General features: G+C 68.4%; 18 protein-coding genes. 8 read left to right on the top strand and 10 right to left on the bottom strand.

The genetic code is table 11. The features are described 5' to 3' along the window. Both ACIBJH_RS18335 and ACIBJH_RS18330 read right to left on the bottom strand, forming a co-directional pair. Entirely contained in the window at positions 1–522 is a 522-nt protein-coding gene (locus ACIBJH_RS18335) for a sigma-70 family RNA polymerase sigma factor (RefSeq protein ID WP_019056398.1), read from the bottom strand. A 329-nt stretch (positions 523–851) separates the two neighbouring features. Beyond that, complete coding sequence (locus tag ACIBJH_RS18330; RefSeq protein WP_399117876.1) at positions 852–1445, bottom strand: CGNR zinc finger domain-containing protein; 594 nt, start codon at positions 1443–1445, stop codon at positions 852–854. 181 nt (positions 1446–1626) lie between these two features. On the opposite strand from ACIBJH_RS18330, the gene ACIBJH_RS18325 reads away from it, so the two are divergent. Then, positions 1627–2157: a DUF1772 domain-containing protein gene (locus ACIBJH_RS18325; RefSeq protein ID WP_399117875.1), complete on the top strand. Its 531-nt coding sequence runs from the start codon at positions 1627–1629 to the stop codon at positions 2155–2157. 84 nt (positions 2158–2241) lie between these two features. Here the strand turns inward: ACIBJH_RS18325 and ACIBJH_RS18320 are convergent, their stop codons facing one another. The 4 genes from ACIBJH_RS18320 to ACIBJH_RS18305 all read right to left on the bottom strand — a co-directional run bounded on the left by ACIBJH_RS18320 (position 2242) and on the right by ACIBJH_RS18305 (position 5977). After that, positions 2242–3402 carry a uroporphyrinogen-III synthase gene (locus tag ACIBJH_RS18320; protein WP_399117874.1) on the bottom strand — a complete coding sequence of 387 codons (1161 nt, stop codon included), beginning with the start codon at positions 3400–3402 and terminating at the stop codon, positions 2242–2244. 139 nt (positions 3403–3541) lie between these two features. Beyond that, the gene (locus ACIBJH_RS18315; protein WP_399117873.1) at positions 3542–4897 is read right to left on the bottom strand and encodes a nitrate/nitrite transporter; all 1356 of its coding nucleotides are present in this window, start codon (positions 4895–4897) and stop codon (positions 3542–3544) included. A 156-nt stretch (positions 4898–5053) separates the two neighbouring features. Continuing rightward, positions 5054–5485, bottom strand: coding sequence for a DUF4240 domain-containing protein (locus tag ACIBJH_RS18310; RefSeq protein WP_399117872.1), 432 nt, complete (start codon positions 5483–5485; stop codon positions 5054–5056). Between the two features lie 33 nt (positions 5486–5518). Then, positions 5519–5977 (bottom strand): ATP-binding protein, encoded by a 459-nt coding sequence (locus ACIBJH_RS18305; protein ID WP_399117871.1) that lies wholly within the window; start codon positions 5975–5977, stop codon positions 5519–5521. A 225-nt stretch (positions 5978–6202) separates the two neighbouring features. On the opposite strand from ACIBJH_RS18305, the gene ACIBJH_RS18300 reads away from it, so the two are divergent. Genes ACIBJH_RS18300 through ACIBJH_RS18290 form a run of 3 tightly spaced genes read left to right on the top strand, consistent with a single transcriptional unit; the run spans position 6203 to position 7458 of the window. Further along, positions 6203–7054, top strand: a complete 852-nt coding sequence (locus ACIBJH_RS18300) for a helix-turn-helix domain-containing protein (RefSeq protein WP_399117870.1) — start codon at positions 6203–6205, stop codon at positions 7052–7054. Positions 7055–7066: 12 nt separating this feature from the next. After that, positions 7067–7246 (top strand): DUF397 domain-containing protein, encoded by a 180-nt coding sequence (locus tag ACIBJH_RS18295; protein ID WP_399117869.1) that lies wholly within the window; start codon positions 7067–7069, stop codon positions 7244–7246. 11 nt (positions 7247–7257) lie between these two features. Continuing rightward, positions 7258–7458, top strand: coding sequence for a DUF397 domain-containing protein (locus ACIBJH_RS18290; RefSeq protein ID WP_399117868.1), 201 nt, complete (start codon positions 7258–7260; stop codon positions 7456–7458). Here the strand turns inward: ACIBJH_RS18290 and ACIBJH_RS18285 are convergent. The 4 genes from ACIBJH_RS18285 to ACIBJH_RS18270 form a co-directional block, all read right to left on the bottom strand. Next, on the bottom strand, positions 7421–8704 hold the full coding sequence (locus ACIBJH_RS18285; protein WP_399117867.1) for an acyltransferase: 1284 nt from the start codon (positions 8702–8704) through the stop codon (positions 7421–7423). The genes ACIBJH_RS18290 and ACIBJH_RS18285 overlap by 38 nt on opposite strands. Then, positions 8701–10878 carry a bifunctional polysaccharide deacetylase/glycosyltransferase family 2 protein gene (locus ACIBJH_RS18280; protein ID WP_399117866.1) on the bottom strand — a complete coding sequence of 726 codons (2178 nt, stop codon included), beginning with the start codon at positions 10876–10878 and terminating at the stop codon, positions 8701–8703. The genes ACIBJH_RS18285 and ACIBJH_RS18280 overlap by 4 nt, the downstream gene beginning before the upstream one ends. 62 nt (positions 10879–10940) lie before the next feature. Beyond that, positions 10941–11966 (bottom strand): hypothetical protein, encoded by a 1026-nt coding sequence (locus ACIBJH_RS18275; RefSeq protein ID WP_399117865.1) that lies wholly within the window; start codon positions 11964–11966, stop codon positions 10941–10943. Between the two features lie 269 nt (positions 11967–12235). Continuing rightward, entirely contained in the window at positions 12236–13204 is a 969-nt protein-coding gene (locus ACIBJH_RS18270; protein ID WP_399117864.1) for a LysR family transcriptional regulator, read from the bottom strand. An 84-nt stretch (positions 13205–13288) separates the two neighbouring features. On the opposite strand from ACIBJH_RS18270, the gene ACIBJH_RS18265 reads away from it, so the two are divergent. The 4 genes from ACIBJH_RS18265 to ACIBJH_RS18250 all read left to right on the top strand — a co-directional run bounded on the left by ACIBJH_RS18265 (position 13289) and on the right by ACIBJH_RS18250 (position 17696). Continuing rightward, positions 13289–14458, top strand: coding sequence for an MFS transporter (locus tag ACIBJH_RS18265; protein WP_399118195.1), 1170 nt, complete (start codon positions 13289–13291; stop codon positions 14456–14458). 192 nt (positions 14459–14650) lie between these two features. Continuing rightward, entirely contained in the window at positions 14651–15919 is a 1269-nt protein-coding gene (locus ACIBJH_RS18260) for an ABC transporter substrate-binding protein (protein WP_399117863.1), read from the top strand. Next, complete coding sequence (locus ACIBJH_RS18255; protein ID WP_399117862.1) at positions 15916–16875, top strand: carbohydrate ABC transporter permease; 960 nt, start codon at positions 15916–15918, stop codon at positions 16873–16875. The genes ACIBJH_RS18260 and ACIBJH_RS18255 overlap by 4 nt, the downstream gene beginning before the upstream one ends. Then, positions 16872–17696 (top strand): carbohydrate ABC transporter permease, encoded by an 825-nt coding sequence (locus tag ACIBJH_RS18250; RefSeq protein WP_019065982.1) that lies wholly within the window; start codon positions 16872–16874, stop codon positions 17694–17696. Before ACIBJH_RS18255 ends, ACIBJH_RS18250 begins: the two co-directional genes overlap by 4 nt. Positions 17697–17707 lie beyond the last annotated feature (11 nt).

The following is a 17707-nucleotide window of genomic DNA, read 5'->3' as shown; positions in this document are numbered from 1 at the left end:
TCATGCCGTCACCCCCCGCTCCTCCAGAGCAAGCTTCATCGATCGAAGGGCGTAGAACACCCTTGAGCGCACCGTGCCACTGGGGATGCCAAGCGTCTCGGCCGCCTCATTGACGGTACGCCCCTTGAAGTACGTCTCGACGAGCACCTCCCGGTGGGCCGGGGTCAGGTCGTCCAGCGCGTCCGACAGTGTCATCAGCCACAACGCCTTGTCGATCTCGTCCTCCGCGGGGATGACCTCCAGCGGCGACGGGTCCACCTCCTGCGGCCGGGCCTGCCGGCTGCGGTGACCGTCGATGACGATGCGCCGTGCGACCGTCACCAGCCAGGGTCGTACCGATCCGGTCGCCCGGTTGAGCTGGCCGGCGTTCTTCCAGGCCCGGATGAGCGTCTCCTGCACCACGTCCTCGGCACGTTGCCGGTCACCGGCGACGAGCCGCAGCACATAGGCGAGCAAGGGTCCGGCGTGCTCTCGGTACAGGGCACGCATCAGCTCCTCATCAGGTTCCGAGGACTGGGACATGCGATGTCGGGCCCTCGGCGCTTGTTCATTGGCCACGACGGAATCCTTGCGCACGCCCACCTCCGGTGTCCGGGGGTTGCCCCGGTCGGTCGCTCATGGAGAGGTACGCGAGAGGGCGGGCGGGTGTTCAACGTGAGGCGACAGTTTTCTTCGAAGTGACGTGACGACCGGGACATGAGTGCACATTCCAGCCGTACGATCTTTACATTTCCACCACATCAGCAAGATCACGCGGGCTGCCCGTGCGGCGGCTGAGTGAAACGCACTGTTGTCAAAGTCACTTCGCCAATTGACGGTGCGTCACCTCACAGAAGCCGCATATGGGATTCTCAGGCGCGGGCGAGTGCCGCGCGCCGACGATGCCGGGCCACTCTTTCCCGATTCCCGCAGACCTCACTGGAGCACCAGCGCCTCCTGCGCCCCCGTGACGTGTCCAGGTACACGATGGGGCAGTTGTCCCCTTCGCACTCCCGCAACGAGGCCCGCGCGACCGGATCGGTGAGCAGCTCGACAGCATCCCTGGCGATCACCGCGAGCAACGCCTCACACCCCGGCGGACCGGCCAACTCCCGCACCAGCACCCCGTCTTCGGCCTGTACGGCACGGGGTGCCGGGGGCGCGGCGCGGGCGCGGTCGTTGAGGTGGGCGAGCGCGAGGTCGTAGGACCCGCCCTCCGCCGACGGCCTGCTGCGCACCAACTGTCCGATCCGTCCCCGCAGTTCACGGAAGCCGACGAGCCAGGCCGCGTCGACGTGCGCCAGCTCGGTGGCCGCCGGCACGAGCCCGGAACGGACGATCCACGCGCGCAACTGCTCCGGCGCGTCGAGCCGTTCCTCGGGATGCGTGGTCGCGAGCAGATCCAGGCAGATCCGCCCGGCGTCGAAGCGCAGCTCGTACGGGGCCATGGTCGTACCCAGTGCCATGTGCCTGTCACCGCCTAGGGATTACCCCGGTCGGGAAACCGTTGCCTCTACAGTGCCTGCCCGCCCGCGCGGCCGGAACCCCTCGTACCGAGCGCGCATGGGGAGCGCGCGTGGACGACCGCGTATGCGCGTGCGCGTCTCGGCGATGTCGGGGGCGGGGGCGGGTCCGTTGACTGGAGGCATGACAGAGAACAGGACTTCCAGGAATGCCGGGACTGCGACGGGTTGGGTACTGGGTGCGGCCACGGTCGCGACGGGGCTGATCGCCGGGGCCTTCTACGTCTTCGCCTGCGCGGTGATGCCAGGGCTGGCACGCAGCGACGACCGGGTGTTCGTCGAGGTGATGCGGAACATCAACGACGTGATCCAGAACCCGGTGTTCTTCCTGAGTTTCCTGGGCGCAGTGGTGCTGTCCGCGGTGTCGGCGTGGCAGGCACGCGGGCGGCCGTACCGGGGGTGGGTGTGGGCGGGCCTGGCGGCGTACGCGCTTGCTTTCCTCGTCACGGTCGCCTTCAACATCCCGCTGAACGACGACCTCGCGCGTACGGCGGATGTGGGGGTGGCGCGGGAGCGGTTCGAGGACGCGTGGGTGGGGTGGAACGTGGTGCGGGCGGTGCTGTCGACGGTGGCGGTGGGGTGTTTGGGGCGGGGGTTGGTGTTGTACGGGGGCTACCAGCGCGGGCCGGCAAAATCCAGCCCGTCCGGCGTTTGAGGACGAGGCCCCTTCAGGGCCGATGGGGGTCTGGGGGCGGAGCCCCCAGGGACGCCCGCAGAAACACCCCGCACCAACACCCGCTCAACCGTCGGAGTACTTCGCATCCGCCGCCGGATCCAGCGCCAGCCGGTACCCCCGTTTCACCACCGTCTGGATCAGCTTCGGTGCGCCGAGTGCCGTACGGAGACGGGCCATCGCCGTTTCCACGGCGTGCTCGTCGCGCCCGGCGCCGGGGAGGGCCCGGAGGAGTTCCGCGCGGGCGACGACCCAGCCGGGTCGGCGGGACAGGGCACGGAGGAGGGACATACCGGCCGGCGGAACCGGCCGTAGCTCGCCGTCGACCAGGACCGCGTGGCCGCGGATCTCCACCCGGTGGCCCGCGACGGGCAGGGTGCGGGCGCGGGCCGGGAGTTCCTGGCAGAGGAGCTGGACGAGCGGGCCGAGGCGGAAGCGTTCGGGCTGGACCGTGGTGATGCCGTGGTTCTGGAGCGGGAGCGCGGTGACGGGGCCGACGCAGGCCGGGAGGACGTCGTGGTGCAGGGCGGCGAGGAGTTCGGGCAGCAGGCCGCGGGTCTCGGCGCGGGAGAGGAGCGACGCGGCGGCCGGCGCGCTGGTGAAGGTCAGCGCGTCCAGGCCGCGCGAGACCGCCGCGTCCAGCAGCCGGTCCACCGGGGCGATGTCCTCGGGCGGCATCCACCGGTACACGGGAACCAGCACGACGTCCGCTCCCCCGGCCCGCAACGACTCCACGAACCCGGGCAGCGGCTCACCGTGCAGCTGTACGGCGACCCGGCGGCCGTCGACGCCTTCCTCCAGGAGCCGGTCGAGCACCTCGGCCATGGACTCGGAGGACGGTGACCACTCCTCGGTGAGACCGGCGGCCCGTACCGCCCCTTTGACCTTGGGTCCACGGGCGAGCAGTTCCACCCCGCGCAGCCGGTCGAGGAGGGCCTCGCCGAGCCCCCACCCGTCGGCGGCCTCGACCCACCCCCGGAATCCGATCGCGGTGGTGGCCACCACGACATCGGGCGCCTGGTCGATCAACTCCTTGGTGGCGGCGAGCAGTTCACTGTCGTCGGCGAGGGGCACGATGCGCAGCGCGGGCGCGTGCACGACCACCGCGCCGCGCCGCTGGAGCAGAACCCCCAGCTCGTCGGCGCGGCGTGCGGCGGTGACGCCCACGGTGAACCCGGAGAGGGGGCCGTGGGGCGCGCTCTCCGGTCGCTGCGGTGGTTCGTACATGGCTCTCGTCCCGAACGTAGTCGTGCATGTAGTCGTACCTGCGGTCGTGCAGGGGATGGCGCTGCGGTGCCTACATGCCGAACGAGCCTGTCAACGGTGCGTGACAGGCTCGGTTCGACTTCATGTCAGCGGTGTTACGTCACACCTCGGCATAGCTGAGCTGCGGCTTCGCCTCCGATGCGGAAGCTTTGGCCTGCGCCTGTGCGGTCGGGCGGCGAAGGTATACGGCCCAGGTGACCGCGAAGCAGAGGCCGTAGAAGGCGAGGAAGGCGACGAACGCGCCGGTGCCGGAGCCGTAGGAGAGGAAGGACTGCCGGAAGGCGAGGTTGATGCCGACGCCGCCGAGTGCGCCGACGGCCCCGATGAGCCCCATGGAGGCGCCGGAGAGCCGACGCCCGTAGGCGGCCGCCTCCTCCCCCTCCAGCCCCTTCGCGAGGGCCTTGGTCTGGAAGATGCCGGGGATCATCTTGTACGTCGACCCGTTGCCGAGCCCGCTGAGCACGAACAGGACGATGAAGACGGTGACGAACAGCGGCAGCGACTTCTGCATGCTGGCGACGACCAGGATCGCGGTGGCGGCGGCCATGGCGACGAAGTTCCACAGGGTGATCTTCGCGCCGCCGTAACGGTCGGCGAGCCAGCCGCCGACGGGGCGGATCAGCGAGCCGAGCAGCGGACCGATGAAGGTGAGGTACGCGGCCTGCAGCGGCGTACGGCCGAACTGGACCTGAAGGACCTGCCCGAAGGCGAAGGCGTATCCGATGAACGACCCGAACGTGCCGATGTACAGGAACGCCATGATCCAGGTGTGCCAGTCCCGCGCGGCTTCCTTGGCGGCGCCGGTGTCGTTCTTCACGGAGGTGAGGTTGTCCATGAAGAGGGCGGCGAGGGCGGCGGCGATCAGGATCAGCGGGATGTAGATCCCGAGCAGCACGCGCGGCCCGCCACTGGCCCCGATGATCGCGAGGGCGATGAGCTGGATGACCGGGACGCCGATGTTGCCGCCCCCGGCGTTGAGCCCGAGAGCCCACCCCTTCTTCTTCAACGGGAAGAAGGCGTTGATGTTGGTCATGGAGGAGGCGAAGTTGCCGCCGCCGATGCCGGCCAGCAGGCCGATCCAGAGGAAGGTGTCGAAGGAGGTCCCCGGCTTCATCACCACGAACGCGGCGATGGTGGGGATGAGGAGGAGGCTCGCGGAGACGATCGTCCAGTTCCGCCCGCCGAATATGGCGACCGCGAAGGTGTACGGCACCCGGACGACCGCGCCGACGAGCGTGACCATCGAGGTCAGCAGGAACTTGTCGGCCGGGGTCAGCCCGTACTCCGGGCCCATGAAGAGCACCAGCACGGACCACAGGGTCCAGATCGAGAAGCCGATGTGCTCGGAGAGCACGGAGAACAGGAGATTGCGACGGGCGACCTTCTCTCCGGTCTCCCGCCAGAAGGTCTCGTCCTCCGGATCCCAGTGCTCGATCCACTTGCCAGTGGCTGTCATGACGCCTCCACGGTCCACTACGGGGTAACGAGCGGTTTGTCTTCCAAGGGCTGCATCCCGAAGGTAGGGACGGCGGATTTCCACGCTGTGGCTGTGAGTGACCGGAAGGGAACGTTGCTCTCACGAGCGGGAGGTGGGCGCGGTGAGGTGGGAACGCTAGGCGGCGGCCCATCCCTCGGTGTTCGAGTAGGACTCGTAGGAGTAGCGGGTGCAGCGATCCCACTCCTCGCCCGTGATACGGCCGTACGCCTTGTCCGGCACGTAGAGCAGGCTCTCCGCCCAGACGAGGTCTTCGACATACGGAGCGAAAAGGCGGGGATCGCGAAGTGTGGCTTCGTAGGCTTCACGGCCGACGGCCACGACGGCGGCGCGGGTGTAGAGGAAGCTGTCGCCCGACAGCCCGTGCCCGTACTCCTTGCGATCCAGCCGGTACAGCACCCACGAAAGCTGTTCGGCAAACCCGATGACCGTCGCCGCCGGCCCTGCGGCCAGACAGTCCGTCAACGCGGTGGCCAGCTGTTCGGCATCGGGGTCGGGGCCGGACGGGGTGCAGTCGCCGATGAGCTGCCAGAAGCCGTTCTCATCCATACGCAGAGCATGACGGATGCCTGTGACAGTGGCTCACCCGGAGCGTGCCCCACCGATCTCGAACCACAGCAGCTTTCCGGCTCCACGGTCCAACAGCCCGCCGTCACCGATCGGCCAGCCGCCCCAGGAAGTGGCGTACGCCTGGATGAGGTGAAGACCGCGTCCGCTGTCGGCATCGGTTGCGGCGGGCGGGAGTTGTTCGCCGGCCCGCATGTCGAAGGGGGCGGGGATGTGGGGGTTCGAGTCCCAAACACCGACCCGTAGCCGCCCGCCTCCGAGGGCGGTGAGACGGAGCGAGGCGGGGCCGTGCGTGTGCCGGTAGGCATTGGTGACGAGTTCGGACGTCAACAGCTCGACCACGTCCAGGACTTCGGACATCCCGTGCCCGTCGAGGGCGGCCCGTACGGTCATACGTGCGACGCGTGCGGCTCGGGGGTCGTGCGGTAGTCGAAGGGCGTACACCCAGGTGGCGGGCGGGGATACGGTGACCATGGCTGACTCCGGGAGGGGGTGATGGACTCGGATTCGCTCAACGGCCGCGCCGGGCGGTGGCAGTGCCGTGGGTGCGGTGCGCTTCCGGCTTATGGGCGGGGGCAGTTGGGCGGTACGGGAATCACCATAGCGGCGTCGATGTAAGATTTAACATCAGTTGGCCAATAGAGTTCACAATTCCCTCCTGTGGGTGACCCACGGGACGCCAAAACGAGAGAGGATCTCGTGCCGCCGAGCACCATCCCGACCTTGCGCCAGCAGCGCCTGGGTACAGAGCTGCGCAAACTGCGGGAGCACGCGGGACTGACGTCCAGCGCGGCCGCGGGGCAACTCGGCGTCAAGCAGGCACAGATCAGCAGCATCGAGGCGGGCCGGTACGCCGTCAGTGCCGACCGGGTGCGCACGTTCGCCCGTGCCTACAGCTGCGCGGATCCTGCGTTGGTCGAGGCGCTGGCAGAGATGACCGGCGGGCGCATGCGCGGGTGGTGGGACGAGTACCGGGAACACCTACCCGCCAGCTTGATCGACCTGGCTGAACTGGAGCACTACGCGGCTGAGTTGCGCGTGGCCTTGGTGATCCACATCCCGGCTCTGCTCCAGACCACCGACCACGCCCGCGCGCTCTTCCGCGGCGTTTTCCCGCCGCTGCAGCAGTACGAGATCGAGCACCGCCTCACCCATCGCATCAAGCGGCAGGGCATCCTCCATCGGGACGATCCGACGCCCTACACGGCGACCATTCACGAGGCAGCGCTCAGAATGGGGTACGGCGGCCGGGCCGTCGCCGCCGCGCAACTCAAGCACCTCATCGGCATGAGCGAACTGGCTCATGTCACTGTCCGGGTCGTCCCCTTCGACACGGAGAGCTTCCACGGCACCGGCCAGGGCATCGATTACGTGGCGGGAGCAGTACCTCAACTCGACACCGTGCAGTTGGACACTCACCACGGCTGCCAATTCCTGGACGGCGAGGCCCAGTTGAACAAGTACCGGTCGGTCGTGGATCACATGGGGGCGAACGCCCTCGCTCCTGAGGCGTCCCGCGACCTGATCCACCGCATCACGCACGAACTTTGAGGGGCACACGGTATGACCACGCACCAATGGCAGAAGTCCACTTACAGCGGCGACGCGTCCAACTGCGTCAACATCGCCGCCACGACCCCCGACACGATCCACCTCCGCGAAAGCGATGCCCCCGACGTCATCCTGACCACTACAGCTGAACGCCTACGGCACCTCATCCGCACCCTCAAGTCTCCCCAATGAGGAGCTCGCCCGTGCCCAACCACCCCTGGCAGAAGTCCACTTACAGCCCGGACGCCTCCAACCGCGTCTACGTGTCCGCCGACCCCACAGGCACCGTCCGCCTCCGCGAAAGCGACACCCCCCACACCATCCTCACCACCACACCCACCGGCCTACGACACCTGATCGACGCCCTCAAGCCCCCCGCCGCCGATTCTTCTTCCCACCACTGACCCCGTTGGGCCACAACCTCGGCCCCCGCTTCGCGGCAATGTCCTCGATCCACCCGAACGCCAGGATCGCCACCGCGATGAGCGGCCAGATCAGCACGAACATCAGGAACGTGTCCGCCCTGTCGAGCAACGAAGTCGCCGCGTCGCTCTCCATGAACGGCAGGTTGTACAGCTGGTCGATGATCGGGACCGTGGCCATGATGAGGAGGTTGTGCCACAGGTAGATCGTGACCGCGCGGTTGTTGGAGAGGGTCACGAGCTTGTCGAAGCGGGCCAGGCGGCCCGGCAACTCCTGCCAGGACGGGGCGTATTGGAGCAGGATCACCACGATCCCGAAGGACCAGGTCGCCTGCGCCAGCGGGATGTCGTTCAAGTCCCAGCCGTCCGGGCCCAGATGACCTGACGCCCACCACAGGCCGAAGCCCATGATGACGGTCGCGGCCGACACCGCGAGATAGCGGGGAACCTCCTTCAGCTTCCCCTCGTGGTGCGCGAAGCCCAGGACCCAACAGCCGCCGTACACCGCGAAGTCGGAGACCGCGTTGCCCGTCTCACCCGGGATCGTCACAAGGCCTGTGCCTACGACCGCCGTCAGCAGCAAGGGCGCCAGCAGCGTGGCCCACGGGACCCTGCGGAACGCCCACAGCAGCAGCGGTGACGCGATCACGAACCACAGATACGCCCGCAGATACCAGAGCGGGCCCGCCGCCTGGTCCGCCCACGTGCTCTCCAACAGGCCCGATTCGGAGCCCAGATGCTCGGGGTACGGCGGTGCGCCGAACGGCACGAGGTAGTCGAACACCTTCGCCGCACCCCACCAAGTGCCGCCCAGATCAGGGTCCTTGAGCGGATTCCAGCCCATCGCGAACATCAGCACCAGCACCACCGCGCTGAACGCCCAGAGCGGGGGCAGCAGTCGTCGTAGCCGGCCCTTGATCACGCCCAGCGCGGGGCGGTTCAGCGAGCGGGCCATCAGGGAACCCGCCAGCGCGAACATCACGCCCATGGAAGGGAACAGGACCGACAGCCAGGCCCAGCCGAAGAGGTGGTAGACGACGACCCGGACCAGCGCGATCGAGCGGAGGAGGTCGAGGTAGCGGTCCCGGCCGCCGCCGCCCGGCTTGGCGGTCTTCGCCGACCCCGGCGCCAACTCCCGTTCCTGCTGCCGCTGTTGGGGAATCCCGTAAGCCGGTGTCGACTCGGGGTCCGGGGTCGTGCCCGTCCCCGTCGTGTATCCGTGCGTCATGCCACAGTCCTCCGATCGTCACTGCCACTGCGGCCGCCGCTGCGCTGGGTCGGTACCGGACCGCCGGGCGCCTCCACGACCCCCGTGCGCCGCAGCTTCTGCCAGCGCAGGCGGCCTCCGGTGAGTGCGGTGATCCAGGACTGGAGCAGTACGACGTACATGAGTTGGCGGTAGAGGATCTGTTGCAGGGGCAGCGAGACCAGGTGGGTCATGCGTTCGCGGTCCAGGCGGAAGGCGTACGCCGCGCAGACCGCCTGGATGGCGAGGACGCCGAGCCAGGCCAGGAACGTCTTCTCCGTCGGGCCGAACACCAGGCCGTAGAGCAGGAACACGTCGATCAGCGGGGCCAGGATGGGGGCGACGACCATGAAGAGGGCGACCAGGGGCAGGCCGACCCTGCCGAAGCGGCCGGACGGGCCGCGGTCCAGGACGGCGCGCCTGTGCTTCCAGATCGCCTGCATCGTGCCGTACGACCACCGGTAGCGCTGGGACCAGAGCTGTTGGACCGTCTCGGGTGCCTCGGTCCAGGCGCGGGCCTTCTCTGCGTACACCACCCGCCAACCGTCCCTGTGCATCGCCATCGTGATGTCGGTGTCCTCGGCGAGCGTGTCGTCGCTCATGCCGCCGACCCGCTCCAGCGCGCTTCTCCTGAAGGCCCCCACGGCGCCCGGGATCGTCGGCATGCAGCGCAGGACGTCGTACATCCGGCGGTCGAGGTTGAAGCCCATCACGTACTCGATGTGCTGCCAGGCGCCGATGAGGGAGTCCCGGTTGCCGACCTTGGCGTTGCCCGCCACCGCGCCGACGCGCGGGTCGCCGAAGGGCTGCACCAACTCCCGTACGGTGGCCGGTTCGAAGACCGTGTCGCCGTCCATCATGACGATGAGGTCGTGACTGGCGTTCGCCAGGCCGCGGTTGAGGGCGGCTGGTTTGCCCGCGTTGACCTGGCGTACGACCCGGACGTTCGGGATGTCCATCGCCTCGACGATTCTCGCCGTGCCGTCCGCCGAGCCGTCGTCGACGACGATCACCTCGACGGGATGCTCGCTCGCCATCAGTGAACGGACCGTGTTCTCAATGCACTTGGCCTCGTTGTACGCCGGCACGAGGACCGTGACCGGTTCGGTGACCTGCGGGCCCCAGGCGAAGTTCTTACGGCGCACCCGGCGGGCGTGGAGCACGGAGAGCAGGAGCATCAGCGCGAAGCGGGCGATGACCAGGGACCCGGTGATCGCCAGGCCGACCACCAGGATGTCGGTGATGCTGTCCGAGGCCTGGACCAGGAAGATCCACGCCTTGCCCTTCCACAGGTTCAGGCCGGTCACCGGGGTGAGCGCGCTGGGCGCTCCGAGCGCCTCGGTGAGGTTGTCGAACTTGTAGCCCTTGGCCTGCATCTCCGGCAGGAACTTGTCGAGCGCCTGCACGGTCTGGTGGCGATCGCCGCCCGAGTCGTGCATGAGGACGATCGCGCCCTTGCCGGCGCGCGGGGTGGCGTTGCTGATGATCTTCGCGACGCCGGGCTTCTGCCAGTCCTCGCTGTCCGTGTTGTTGACGGCGGTGATATAGCCGCGGGTGCCGATGTACTCGGTCACCGGCCAGGACAGGTTGTCCATCGCGTCGGCGGAGGACGAGTACGGCGGCCGGAACAGCGACGTCCGGATGCCGGCCGCGCCGGTGATCGCGAGCTGGGTCTGCGACAGCTCCCAGTCGATGCGCTTCTTGGACTGGAAGGAAAGGTCGGGGTGGCTGAAGGTGTGCACGCCGACCTCGTTGCCCTCGTCCACGATGCGTTTGACCAGGTCCGGGTAGCGCGAGGTCATGGTGCCGGTGACGAAGAAGACGCCGTGCGCGTGATGCTTCTTCAGCACGTCCAGGACCTTGGGGGTCCAGGTCGGGTCGGGGCCGTCGTCGAAGGTCAGGACGATGTCGCGGTCCGGCACGTCCAGACTCGTCGTACGGCCGCTGCGGGTGTCGATGACCGGGCCGCCGTCGAGGATCTTCTCCGGCACCTTGTTCGTCGCCGCCTCGGGGCGGATGCGGTGGTCGGCGAGGATCTCGCTGTGCACATAGCCGCGCAGCATCAGCATCGCCAGCATCGCGACGAGAAGCAGCATCGGCAGCAGGAACCGCATGGACAGGCGGCGGCGCCGGGAGCCGCGGGCGGCTTTGGGCATGCCTCCGTGACGGCCGCCCGGGGCCGTGTTCGTGGCGGCGGGGCGGCGGTTGTGCGATGCCATCAGACGATGTGCTCCGGGGTCTTGGACGGTTCCGGTGCGGGTGCCGGTTCGGCGGGCGCGGCCGGCCCCTGTGCCACGGGCGACGGGCTGCTCGGGCCGTCGGCGACCGTGCCGGTGCCCGCGGTCGCGGTCGGGCTCGGCGTCGGCGAGGCCGGGGCGCTCGTACTGCCCGTCGGTGTGCTCGGGCCGGACGACGGAGTCTCCTGCGGATGCGAGGGCTGTACGACGGGATTGCTCACGGTCCCGCCGGCCGGCGCCGACGCGCTCTTGCTCGCGGACGGCTTGGCGGACGCGGAGGTGGTCGCCTTGCTGACGGGCGCCTTGGACGCGCCGTTCGCGCCGGCGCCGGCGCCCGGCGACGGTGTCGTACCGTCACTCACCGTCGGAATGTTCCCCGGCGCCACGCTGCCGCCGCCGCCGGACGGGCGGCCCGACTCGGCGGGCAGCGGCGAGGTGTCGACCTTGCTCGCGGGCGGGTCGTCCTTCTGCCCCGGCATCGGGAGCCACGGCGCGTCGGAGCTGCCGGACAGCAGTGTGGCGACGATGACGACGGCGTAGACCGCGCAGGCGATGCCGACGGCCATGCCGATCCGGCGGTACCTACGGCTGCGGCGGCCGGACTCGTCGACGAAGACGGGCCCGTCGGATCCGTCCTGACCGGCGCCCTTCGCACCTGGATCGCTTCCCAACTCCTCGGCGGGGCCGTCGAGTTGGACGGTCACCTCGTCGGGGTCGTTCGCCGCGGGCGCGCCCCAGGGGTCGGCCAGGGCACCGGAAGGCCCGACGGACGAACCGGTGGACGGGCCGACGGGCGAACCAATGGGCGGGCCGACGGGCGAACCTGTGAGCGGCCCTGCCGGCCCCTTGCGTACCCCCTTGGGCACGACGGGCCAGGACGACCCCGGCGGTCCGGACGACTGGGACGGCTCGGTCCGTACACTCCCGGCGGCATGACTGCCATGACCGCTGCGGCGGCCGTGCCGACCGCCCTCAAGGATCTCCGACCCACCGCCCGCTCGGGCCACTCCGGTCTCCGGAAACGCCTGTGCCTCTCCGCCTACGACCGGTACGTCTCTGGTCGCGGATGCAGCCTGGGGCCATTCCGGTTGGGCTTCTTCTCGCCACTTTTCCACGCGCACGTACATCCCCCCAAGGACTGTTCCGAGGGCATAAACGACCCCGAGCACACGCCGTCGAGCCGATCCCCCACCGGCTCCCGCGCCCCCTGTATCACACCGTGCTCAGGCCTGAACGTAGCGTAACTGGACTCCGCATGTGCCAGGATGCGTAATTTCTACGTCTTTAGCATGTCCACGTCCATGGCCGGAACCCACCCATCACCGGGCCGACTCAACCACCCCTCGGCACCACCGATCTCCACCGCGGCCCGTCGAAGCGCGTCGAATCCCGGGTGCACCAGCCCCTTTCGCCACACGAGCGACACGGGGGACAAGGGCACCGGCTTCACCAGGGGCCGCAACACGGTCCGACGCATGGCCGGAAAGTCCACCACGACAAGAATCGGGTTCCCCGTCCGGCCCATCACCCGTTCGAATTCCTCTTCCCCTACGGCCATCGGTGCGGGCGCCGCAACCTCGATGTCACGCCCGTCGAACAACCGCCGCGCGAGATCCGTCCACTCCGGGGTACGCGGATTCCCGGCCCCCGCGTACACGGTCTCTCCCCTTAGCGCGTCCAACGGCACCTCCGCGAGCGACGCCAGCCGGTGATCCTCGGGCAGTAGGACCGCCATCGGCTCGTACCGCACGAGTTGATGACCGAGCCCGGCCCGCAACACCGGATCGAGCCCGGCGAACCTCCCGAACGACACGTCGAGCCGCCCCGCCAACAACTCCCCCGCAGCTCCCGTCAGTCCGCTCTCATAGCGGGCCATCAGCTCCTGTTCCGGGGCGAGTTCACGCGCCCGGTGCAGCACCCGGCGCCCGGTCCCGAGACCCGGCGAGTTCAGGTCCACCAGCAGGGGCCGGGCCTGCCGGAACGCGGCGAGCAACTCATCCTGCGCGGCGAGCACTTGCCGGGCAAACGGAACGAGCCGCGCACCGTCCGCCGTCAACGTCACCTGCCGGGTGGTCCGCACGAACAACTCGGCCCCCAACTCCCGCTCCAGCCGCCGCACATCACGACTCAGCGCCTGCTGGGCGACGTAGAGCCGGGTGGCGGCACGGGTGAAGTGCAGTTCCTCGGCGACAGCGAGAAAGGCGCGGAGGAGTCGGGGGTCCACGTGGGCCGGTGTCCAGGGCATCCGGCGAACTTACAACGCAGGTGCGTGAATCGGCGCGGAACAGGTGTTGGACCCCTTGATCGTCCGGAGGTGACGGTGGGAGACATGTACCGCCGCCTCTTCTCCCTCCCCGGCACCCGCGCCTTCACCGCCGGGAACCTGATCGCCCGCCTCCCCGCGGGCATGTTCAGCGTGAGCGCGGTCGTGATGATCGCCGGTTCACGGGGCTCGTACGCCCTCGCCGGCGCCGTCACCGCTACCGGCCTCGCGGCGACAGCCCTCGTCGGCCCATGGATCGCGCGCCTGACCGACCGCCACGGCCAGTCCCGAACGGCCGTACCGGCAACGGCGGTTGCGGTCCTCGGCTCTGTCGCCCTCCTCCTCTGCTTGCGCTACGGCGCCCCCGACTGGACCCTGTTCGCCGCGTACGCGGCCACCGCGACGACCCCCAACACGGGCGGCATGTCCCGCGCCCGCTGGGCCCACCTTCTCGACGGCGACACCGAGGCCCTGCACACCGCGAACTCCTTCGAGCAGGCGGCCGACGAGCTGTGCTTCATGCTGGGCCCGGCGCTGGCGGCGTTCCTGTGCGGCACGTTCTTCCCGGAGGCGGGGACGCTGGCCGGGGCGGTGCTGCTGATGTCCGGGATGCTGATCTTCACGGCACAGCGTTCGACGGAGCCACCACCGAGCCCGACCTCACGGGGCGGTCCGCCCTTGCGCGTGCCCGGCATCCCTCCCCTCCTCGCCGGATTCGTGGCGACGGGCGCGGTGTTCGGTTCGATGGAGGTCGCCACGCTCGCGTACGCGAACGCGACGGGTCACCGTGCGGTGGGCGGTGCGGTGTTGGCCCTTCAGGCAGCCGGCTCGTGCGCGGCGGGCCTGCTGTACGGGAGGCTGAGACCGGCGGGGGCGCCGGAACTCCGGCTGCGGTGGTGCCTGTTGGCGATGAGCGCCCTGATGACCCTGCCGCTGCTGGCAGCAAGCACACTGGACTCGCTCCCCGCGTTGGCGGCAGCCTTGCTGCTGGCAGGCATGGCAACGGCCCCGACGATGGTCACCGCGATGACTCTCCTCCAACACCGCACACCGGAAGGCCGGTTGAACGAGGGCATGAGCCTGGCGGTGACGGGCTTGTTGATGGGAATCGCGTGCGGTTCGGCCGCAGCGGGTTGGACAACGGACCACACCTCACCAACGACGGCATTCTGGCTGCCGGTTGCGTCAGCAACAAGCGCCCTGCTCCTTGGAATCCAGGGCAGGGCAAGGTCTTGAGGGGCGCGGGGAACTGCGCGCCCAGCCCCCACCGGCCCGCACCCAACCCACAACCAATCGAACCGCTTGCGCCAATCTCTGCCTACCCCATTGACGCATCACCACCGCCTACATACGTTCCTCCATCGAAGCGCTTCGACACCCATCCGACTCCCCCGGAGGCCCTGGATGTTGACGACCCGAAGGCGAACGATGACGGCTGCGGTGATCGTGGCAGGAGCCCTGCTCCTCACGTCCTGCGGCAACTCGGACAGCGGTAGCTCAGACGGCAAGACCCTGAAGCTCTGGCACTACGAGGGCCCCGACAGTGCGATGGGCGTGGCCTGGAACGAGGCCATCAAGGAGTTCGAGGCCCAGCATCCGGGCGTGAAGGTGAAGTTCGAGGAGAAGGGCTTCGAGCAGATCCAGAAGACGGCCCCGATGGTCCTCAACTCCTCGGACGCGCCGGATGTCATGGAGTACAACAAGGGCAACGCGACCGCCGGCCTGCTGTCCAAGCAGGGGCTGCTCACCGACCTCACCGCCGAGGCGACAAAACGCGGCTGGGACAAGAAGATCCCCGCGAGCGTCGGCACGACCGACCTGTACGACACCAACGGAGTGATGGGCTCCGGCAAGTGGTACGGCGTCACCGACTACGGCGAGTACACGATGGTCTACTACAACAAGGACCTCTTCAAGAAGTACAAGATCGCCGAGCCGAAGACGTTCGACGAACTCACCGCCGTCATGGACCAGTTCGTGGCGAAGGGCGTCACCCCGCTCGCCAACGCGGGCGCCGAGTACCCGGCCCAGCAGTACCTCTACCAGCTCGCGCTCTCGAAGGCCGACCGCGCCTGGGTCGACAAGTACGAGCTGTACAAGGGCAAGACGGACTTCCACGACCCCGCCTGGACCTACGCGGCGACCACCTTCGCCGACTGGGTGAAGAAGGGCTACATCGCCAAGACCTCCAGTTCGACCAAGGCCGAGGACGCCGGTGTCTCCTGGATCCAGGGCAAGGCGCCGATCCTGTTCTCCGGCAGCTGGTGGTACGGCCGCTTCCAGACGGAGGCCAAGTTCGACTGGGGCACGACCCTGTGGCCCGGCTCGAACCTCACCCTCGGCTCCGGCGGCAACATCTGGGTCGTCCCCAAGGGCGCCAAGAACAAGCAACTCGCCTACGACTTCATCGACATCACCCTGTCGAAGAAGATCCAGAACCTGATGGGCAACAAGGGCGGCATCCCGGTCGCGGCCGACACCTCCGCGATCACCGACCCCAAGTCCAAGGAACTGATCGCCAACTTCAACACCCTCACGGCCCGCGACGGCCTCGCCTTCTACCCGGACTGGCCGGTCCCCGGCTTCTACGACGTCCTCGTCTCCGAGACCCAGAAGCTGATCACCAGCAGCGAGAAACCGGACGCCTATCTCAGCAACCTGCAGAAGGCGTACGACAAGGGCGTTCCGTCGACATGACGGTCACCGTCGAGAAGGGCGCGCGGGCCGGCAACACGCACCACACCACCGGCCCGCGCAGCCCTCGCCCCCGAAACTCGTACGCCCTGTTCCTGCTCCCCGGCGCCCTCGCCGCACTCGCAGTGATCGTCGTCCCGTTCCTGATGAACACGGCCGTGAGTTTCACGAGTTGGCAGGGCATCGGCGACCCCAAGTGGACCGGCCTCGCCAACTACCGTGACCTGCTGGACGATTCGGAGTTCTGGGCGTCCTTCCGGCACAGCCTGTTCATGGTCGTGGCGATGGCCGCCGTACCGACGATCGTCGGACTCGTCCTGGCCGCCGCCCTGTTCGACTACATCGGCAAACACTTCGGCAGCCGTATCGCCGCAATCCTCCGCGCCTGCTTCTATCTCCCGCAGGTGCTCCCGATCGCCGTCGCCGGCATCGTCTGGAGCTGGATCCTCGCCCCCGACAACGGCACCCTCAACACCCTGCTGAAAGCAGTGGGGTTGGGCTCCTGGCAGCAGGACTGGCTGGGCGACCCGGACATCGCGCTCTACAGCGTCATGGGCGTCATGGTCTGGGTCCAACTCGGCTTCCCGCTCGTGGTGTTCATGGCCGGGCTGCAACGCGTCGACCCCCAGCTCTACGAGGCCGCCGAGCTGGACGGCGCCGGCTGGTGGCGCCGTTTCTGGCACATCACGCTGCCGCAGATCCGCCCCGAGATCTACGTCGTCCTCACCTGGTGCACGATCGCCGCGCTCAAGGTGTTCGGCGCGGTGTACGTCCTCACGAAGGGCGGCCCGGGCGGCGCGACCGACGTACCCTCCTACTTCTCCTTCACCACGTTCTTCGAGAAGACCCAGGTCGGCTACGGCGCCGCGATCTCCACGGTGTTGACCGTGATCATCCTGGTGCTCTCCCTCGCCTTCCTGAAACTCCAGACCCGCGCGGAGGAAGGTGACCGCGCATGACGACCGCCCTGCGCCGCTACCCGGTGCTCATCGCCCTCTGTATCGCGGCCCTCTTCATGGTCGTCCCGTTCCTGATCGTCCTGATCAACGCCGTGAAGTCACCGGCCGAGTACTCCGAACACGGCCCCCTCAGCCTCCCCAAGGGCCTCTACCTCGACGGTCTCAAGGACTTCTGGCAGCGCGTCGACTACGGCCAGAAACTCTTCAACTCCGTTCTGATCAGCGGCTCGGTGGCCGTCCTCGCCGCCGTGCTCTCGGTCCTCAACGCGTACGCGATCGGCATCGGCCGTATCCGGGGCCGCACGTGGGTCCTGGCCTTCTTCGTGCTCGCCAACATGCTGCCGCAGGAGGCGCTGGTCTACCCGATCTACTACCTGAGCAAGCAAGTCGGCCTGTACGACACCAGGTTGAGCGTCGTCATCGTCTTCACGGTGATCCAGGCGGCGTTCGGCACGTATCTCCTCTCGTCCGTGCTCGGCCAGTTCCCCCGCGAGATCATCGAGGCGGCCCGGATCGACGGCGCCAACAAGTGGCAGGTGCTGTGGCGGATCGTGGTCCCGGTCAGCCGCCCCACGATCGGTGTCCTGCTGGTCTTCTTCTTCATCTGGACCTGGAACGAGTTCCTGCTCCCCCTGGTCATGCTGATCTCCAACGACAACCAGACCGTGTCGGTGGCCCTCGGTGTCCTCCAGGGCCAGCGTCTGATGGACGCCACGATGACCAACGCGGCTGCTCTGCTGGGTGTGTTGCCCGCCATCGTCTTCTTCCTCGTCTTCCAGCGGACCCTCACGCGCGGTATCGCCGTGGGTGCCGTCAAGTAGTAAGGGGACCC

This window comes from Streptomyces sp. NPDC050548 (genome assembly GCF_044457385.1).
GTDB lineage: Bacteria > Actinomycetota > Actinomycetes > Streptomycetales > Streptomycetaceae > Streptomyces.
This window is presented reverse-complemented; position numbering and strand designations above follow the sequence as displayed.

What these genes read in the sequence shown, in the direction of transcription:
- ACIBJH_RS18335 (WP_019056398.1), bottom strand. Translation starts at nt 522, where the DNA reads ATGTCCCAGTCCTCGGAACCTGATGAGGAGCTGATGCGTGCCCTGTAC.
- ACIBJH_RS18330 (WP_399117876.1), bottom strand. Translation starts at nt 1,445, where the DNA reads ATGGCACTGGGTACGACCATGGCCCCGTACGAGCTGCGCTTCGACGCC.
- ACIBJH_RS18325 (WP_399117875.1), top strand. Translation starts at nt 1,627, where the DNA reads ATGACAGAGAACAGGACTTCCAGGAATGCCGGGACTGCGACGGGTTGG.
- ACIBJH_RS18320 (WP_399117874.1), bottom strand. Translation starts at nt 3,402, where the DNA reads ATGTACGAACCACCGCAGCGACCGGAGAGCGCGCCCCACGGCCCCCTC.
- ACIBJH_RS18315 (WP_399117873.1), bottom strand. Translation starts at nt 4,897, where the DNA reads ATGACAGCCACTGGCAAGTGGATCGAGCACTGGGATCCGGAGGACGAG.
- ACIBJH_RS18310 (WP_399117872.1), bottom strand. Translation starts at nt 5,485, where the DNA reads ATGGATGAGAACGGCTTCTGGCAGCTCATCGGCGACTGCACCCCGTCC.
- ACIBJH_RS18305 (WP_399117871.1), bottom strand. Translation starts at nt 5,977, where the DNA reads ATGGTCACCGTATCCCCGCCCGCCACCTGGGTGTACGCCCTTCGACTA.
- ACIBJH_RS18295 (WP_399117869.1), top strand. Translation starts at nt 7,067, where the DNA reads ATGACCACGCACCAATGGCAGAAGTCCACTTACAGCGGCGACGCGTCC.
- ACIBJH_RS18285 (WP_399117867.1), bottom strand. Translation starts at nt 8,704, where the DNA reads ATGACGCACGGATACACGACGGGGACGGGCACGACCCCGGACCCCGAG.
- ACIBJH_RS18280 (WP_399117866.1), bottom strand. Translation starts at nt 10,878, where the DNA reads ATGCCCAAAGCCGCCCGCGGCTCCCGGCGCCGCCGCCTGTCCATGCGG.
- ACIBJH_RS18270 (WP_399117864.1), bottom strand. Translation starts at nt 13,204, where the DNA reads ATGCCCTGGACACCGGCCCACGTGGACCCCCGACTCCTCCGCGCCTTT.
- ACIBJH_RS18265 (WP_399118195.1), top strand. Translation starts at nt 13,289, where the DNA reads ATGTACCGCCGCCTCTTCTCCCTCCCCGGCACCCGCGCCTTCACCGCC.
- ACIBJH_RS18260 (WP_399117863.1), top strand. Translation starts at nt 14,651, where the DNA reads ATGACGGCTGCGGTGATCGTGGCAGGAGCCCTGCTCCTCACGTCCTGC.
- ACIBJH_RS18255 (WP_399117862.1), top strand. Translation starts at nt 15,916, where the DNA reads ATGACGGTCACCGTCGAGAAGGGCGCGCGGGCCGGCAACACGCACCAC.
- ACIBJH_RS18250 (WP_019065982.1), top strand. Translation starts at nt 16,872, where the DNA reads ATGACGACCGCCCTGCGCCGCTACCCGGTGCTCATCGCCCTCTGTATC.